The following is a 4759-nucleotide window of genomic DNA, read 5'->3' as shown; positions in this document are numbered from 1 at the left end:
GACGTGAGCGCCTCCGTGCGCGAATGAGCGCGCAACGAGCGAACGGACGTGAGCGAGTGAGTCGGCTGGGGAGGTGTGAGGGCTGTGCGGGGCGGTGCGGTCACAAGTGGTCAACGATCGAGCCACTGTCGCTGTTCGCGGTCGCGGTCTCAATCGGCAACAGTCGAGACACAGTCGTCGAAATGGCCACCCGATAATGCGACCGTCGCCGGTACAGTCACGGTCCCGATAGAGAATCAGTCCGCCTTCCGGTCGATCCGCTTCGCACACTCGAAGCCGGCGACGATGCCCCCGTCGAGGCTGCGCTCGGGGTACTGCGCCTCGCTGGCCATCCCGGCGTAGTAGAGTCCCTCGGCCACGTCCTCGGCCAGATCGTACGGCACCACCATGTCCAGATACCCGCGCTCGTAGATCGGCGCGGCCCGCGGCGCCTTGGCCAGCCGGAACTCCTCGACGTGCTCCCGACTGAACTCGGGGTACATCCCCTCAATCGCGTCGAGCCACTCCGCCTCGATCTCCTCGTCGTCGGCCGTCGCGAGCCACTCGTCGTCGCTCTGGACGTAGGAAGCGACGTAGAGGAGGTGCTGCCCGCCGTAGCGCTCCGGCGGCACGAAGTTGGTGTGCTCGATCAGCGCGCCGAAGGGGGCGTCGTCGGCGATGTTGAGCCAGTACGTGTCAGTCAGCGGGCGGTCCATCGTCACGACCGCACACACCGCACCCTGAAAGTCGATCTCGCAGGTGTAGCCCGTCAGCTCTTCCAGCACATTGGGCATCGTCGCGACCACGACGCCCTCGGTGTCGTGGGTGGTGGTCTCGCCGCCGGACTCGGTCGTCACGGTCTCGACCGCGCCGTCCTCGATCCCGAGGTCGGTGACGCGGGTGTCGGTCTGGACGGTGTCGCGGCCGACGGCGTCGATCAGCGGGTCGAGCAGCGCCTCGAAGCCGCCCTCGGGGTAGCCGAGGATCTCGCCGCGGAGCAGGTCACGCTCGCCGCGGAACTTGATCCGGCCGAGCAGCCACGCCGCGCTCACGTCCTCCTTGCGGTCGCCGAACTTCGCGTCGAGCAGGGGTTCGAAGAAATTCTCGTACACCCCGCGGGTGGTGTGTTCGAGCAGGAACTCCTTGATCGGCACGTCCTCGAACTCGGCGAGGTCGTCGTACGTGTCGAACGTCGGGACCCCGCCACGTACGTCGATCTCCAGCGTGAGCATCCCCAGCCGGAAGATGTCGTAGAGGTTCATGTGCGGGTACGCGAGGATCTCCCACGGGGTGTCCATCGGGTGGGCCTCGCCGTCGACGAAGTAGGCGTTCTTCCCCAGCCGCCACTCGATCCGGTCGCCGACGCCCAGTTCGTCCGCGAGCTTTACGATCGTCTCCTCGGACTTCGAGAGGTGGTGGTAGAACTTCTCGATCGGGTCGCCCGCGGTCTCGTAGCTGGCCGCGAGCCCGCCGAGCTCGTCGCTTCCCTCGAGGATCCGGACCTCGTGGCCGCGCTGCTGGAGGCTGTACGCGGCCGCGAGGCCGGCGATCCCGCCGCCGACGACGTGGTACATGGATGTGAAGAGGATGGCTGCACAGGAAAACCCTCCCGGTCCGCAGGCGACGGCTACTGCCGCCGACCGCGGGGGATGCTTTTTGCCGCCAGCGCCGGACAGTCCAGTATGGACTCGTCGCAGACGACCGCCGCCGGCTCCCCGGGGCGATGGTAGACGTCGCGCTCTCGGTCGGCCGGCTGCTCGTCGCGCTGTTGCTCGTCGCGTTGAACGGCCTGTTCGTCGCCGCGGAGTTCGCGTTCGTGCGGGTGCGAGCCACCTCGGTCGAGCAGCTGGTCGAGGAGGGACGCACCGGCGCGGGCGCGCTGCAGGACGTGATGACGGACCTCGACAACTACCTCGCCGTGACGCAGTTGGGGATCACCCTCGCCTCGCTGGGGCTGGGGTGGGCCGGCGAGCCCGCGATCGCGTCGCTGCTGGAGCCGGTGCTGGGGTCGGTGCTGCCGCCGACGTTGGTCCACCTCGTCGCGCTGGCGATCGGCTTCTCGATCATCACGTTCCTCCACGTCGTGTTTGGCGAACTCGCGCCCAAGACGTTCGCGATCGCCCGGACCGAGCGGATCTCGCTGCTGCTCGCGCCGCCGATGAAGCTGTTCTACCTGCTGTTCTACCCCGGGATCGTCGTGTTCAACGGCGCCGCCAACGCGTTCACGGGGCTGCTCGGCGTCGCGCCGGCCTCGGAGTCCGACGAGACGCTGGGCGAACGGGAGATCCGACGCGTGCTCGCACGCTCCGGCGAGGAAGGCGACATCGACGTGACCGAGGTCGCGATGATCGAGCGCGTGTTCGAACTCGACGACACCGCAGTCCGGGAGGTGATGGTGCCGCTGCCGGACGTGGTGAGCGTTCCGGCCGACGCGTCGCTCGACGAACTCCGGACCATCGTCGAGGAGTCGCGCCACACGCGCTACCCGGTCGTCGAGGCCGACGACCCGACACAGGTGGTCGGCTTCGTCGACGTGAAGGACGTGCTGCGCGCGATCGACGGCGACGAGCCGACGGGCACGGCCGGCGACCTCGCCCGCGAGGTCATCGTCGTCCCGGAGACCACGTCGATCGACGACCTGCTGGCGCAGTTCCGAGACGACAGCCAGCAGATGGCCGCGGTGATCGACGAGTGGGGGTCGCTCGAGGGGATCGCCACGGTCGAGGACATCGTGGAGGCCGTCGTCGGCGACCTCACGGACACGTTCGACGAGGCCGAGCCGTCGATCCACCGGCGCTCCGGGGGCGGGATCGACGCGGACGGCGGCGTCGCGATCACGGCGGTGAACGACGTGCTCGGGACCGAGTTCGACCACGAGGGCGTCGAGACGATCGGCGGCCTCGTGCTCAGCCGGCTGGACCGCGCGCCCGAACACGGCGACAGCGTCGAGATCGAGGGCCACGTCGCCGAGGTGACCGACGTCGACGGGACGCGGATCGCGACGCTGCGGATCCGCGAGCGCGACGGCTCGGACGACGCTCCGGAGTCGGAGGAACCCTCGGCGTCCGAAGAGGATTCGGAGTCCGAGGAGCGTTCGGAGTAGTCACTGAGCGACGATCCTTCGGTCGACTGTTGCCCCTCTATGTCGACGGCAGTGAGACTGTTCTTGAGAATTTCGCGCCAGAAATCGAGCGTCAGGCTCGGGCGACCAACAGCGTCGTCCCGGAGCCGTCGACGAGTCGCACGTCCTGCAGCCCGACCCCTTCCGCCGCCGCCCGGAGCGACTCGGCGTCGTGGACCGGGACCGTGATCGTCTCGCTCGTCGTCGCGGTGTCGCCGCTGTCCTCGTCGGTCGCGCGGTAGCCCATCCGGAGGTCGCTCCCGCCACCTGTCGGGAGGTCGGTCACCGAGCGCTCCATCCGGTAGCCGCTCCCGGTCAGCACGCCCACGGACTCGACGGCGTCGCGGACGGCGTCGGCGTCGGTAACCGCACGGAGGAGGAGCGTCCCCTCGGGAGCGAGTCGGTCGGCCGCGGCCTCGATCAGGTCGGCGGGATCGTCGACTACCGGCGGGGCCGCGGGGCCAGCCATCGCGACCACGAGGTCGAACGACGCGTCGGTCGGCGGATCGAGCGGGTCGCCGACCGCCACGTCCGCGTCGGGGGCGCGGTGGGCCGTGAAGCGGAGCAGGTCGTGGTGGCTGTCGACGCCGAGCACGCGGTCGAAGCGGTCGTCGAGGTGGGCGAGCAGCGCGCCGACGCCGCAGCCGAGTTCGAGGACGTCGCCGGACTCGGGCGCGAACGCCCGCACCGCCTCGAAGTCGCCGGCGACGCGCTCCTCGTCGGTCAGTCGGTCGAAGACGGGCGCGAGCGTGGTGTACAGCGAGTGCTCGCCGTCGGGGTCGCGAAGCAGGCGCTCGCAGGCGTCCGGGAACGTCGGTGCCGCGGGACGGGGCATCTACGCGTCGTCCCCGGCGCGGCCGGCATCGTCGGTGCTGTCGCCGGGCGTGTCCTCTGCGCTGTCGGCGTCGTCCTGTAGCCGGACGCGGACGCTCTCGGCGTGGGCCTCCAGTCCCTCCGCCTCGGCCAGCGTGGTGACTGTCCCCGCGAGGTCGTCGAGCGCGTCGCGATTGAGGCGCTGGACCGTCGAGGAGCGCAGGAACTCGTCCACCGAGAGGCCGCCGTGGACCTTCGCGCCGCCGCCGGTCGGGAGCACGTGGTTCGTACCGGTGGCGTAGTCGCCGGCCGCGACCGGCGCGTACGGGCCGAGGAACACGCTGCCCGCGTTGTCGATGCGGTCGAGCAGCGCCTCGGGGTTCTCGGCCTGAATCGAGAGGTGTTCGGCGGCGTACTCCTCGGCGAACAGCACCGCCTCGGGCATCGAGCGCGCGACGAGCACGCCCGAGGCGTCGGCGTCGAGCACCTCGCGGATCGTCTCCGCGCGCTCGCGCTCGGCGAGCTGTCGCTCGGTCGCGTCGACGACCTCCTCGGCGAACGCGGCGTCGTCGGTGACGGCGACGACGCTGGCCTCGGGGTCGTGTTCGGCCTGTGCGAGCAGGTCGGCGGCGACGAACTCTGGGTCGGCGGTGTCGTCGGCCAGCACGAGGATCTCGCTCGGGCCCGCGAGGAAGTCGATCTCGACCTCGCCGCGGACCTCCGCCTTCGCGGCGGTGACCCAGGGGTTGCCCGGGCCGACGATCTTCTGGACCGCGTCGACGGTCTCGGTGCCGTACGCGAGCGCGCCGATCGCCTGCGCGCCCCCGACGGAGTACACCGCGTCGG

4 protein-coding genes are annotated in these 4759 nt (G+C 70.2%); 1 reads left to right on the top strand and 3 read right to left on the bottom strand.

Annotation, left to right across the window (positions count from 1 at the left end; translation table 11 throughout):
- Positions 1 to 236: 236 nt before the first annotated feature.
- Entirely contained in the window at positions 237 to 1553 is a 1317-nt protein-coding gene (locus tag ACFR9S_RS15235) for an NAD(P)/FAD-dependent oxidoreductase (RefSeq protein ID WP_379732137.1), read from the bottom strand.
- A gap of 149 nt (positions 1554 to 1702) precedes the next feature.
- On the opposite strand from ACFR9S_RS15235, the gene ACFR9S_RS15230 reads away from it, so the two are divergent.
- Positions 1703 to 3082: a hemolysin family protein gene (locus ACFR9S_RS15230; protein WP_379732136.1), complete on the top strand. Its 1380-nt coding sequence runs from the start codon at positions 1703 to 1705 to the stop codon at positions 3080 to 3082.
- A gap of 91 nt (positions 3083 to 3173) precedes the next feature.
- Here the strand turns inward: ACFR9S_RS15230 and ACFR9S_RS15225 are convergent, their stop codons facing one another.
- On the bottom strand, positions 3174 to 3935 hold the full coding sequence (locus ACFR9S_RS15225; RefSeq protein ID WP_379818991.1) for a class I SAM-dependent methyltransferase: 762 nt from the start codon (positions 3933 to 3935) through the stop codon (positions 3174 to 3176).
- Positions 3936 to 4759: histidinol dehydrogenase (gene hisD / locus ACFR9S_RS15220; protein WP_379818990.1), on the bottom strand; the 824-nt coding region annotated here is incomplete at its 5' end.

Source organism: Halolamina salina, from assembly GCF_042678005.1.
GTDB lineage: Archaea > Halobacteriota > Halobacteria > Halobacteriales > Haloferacaceae > Halolamina > Halolamina salina.
Note: the sequence above shows the minus strand (reverse complement) of the source record. Positions and strands in the feature narration are given on the sequence as shown.

What these genes read in the sequence shown, in the direction of transcription:
- ACFR9S_RS15235 (WP_379732137.1), bottom strand. Translation starts at nt 1,553, where the DNA reads ATGTACCACGTCGTCGGCGGCGGGATCGCCGGCCTCGCGGCCGCGTAC.
- ACFR9S_RS15230 (WP_379732136.1), top strand. Translation starts at nt 1,703, where the DNA reads ATGGTAGACGTCGCGCTCTCGGTCGGCCGGCTGCTCGTCGCGCTGTTG.
- ACFR9S_RS15225 (WP_379818991.1), bottom strand. Translation starts at nt 3,935, where the DNA reads ATGCCCCGTCCCGCGGCACCGACGTTCCCGGACGCCTGCGAGCGCCTG.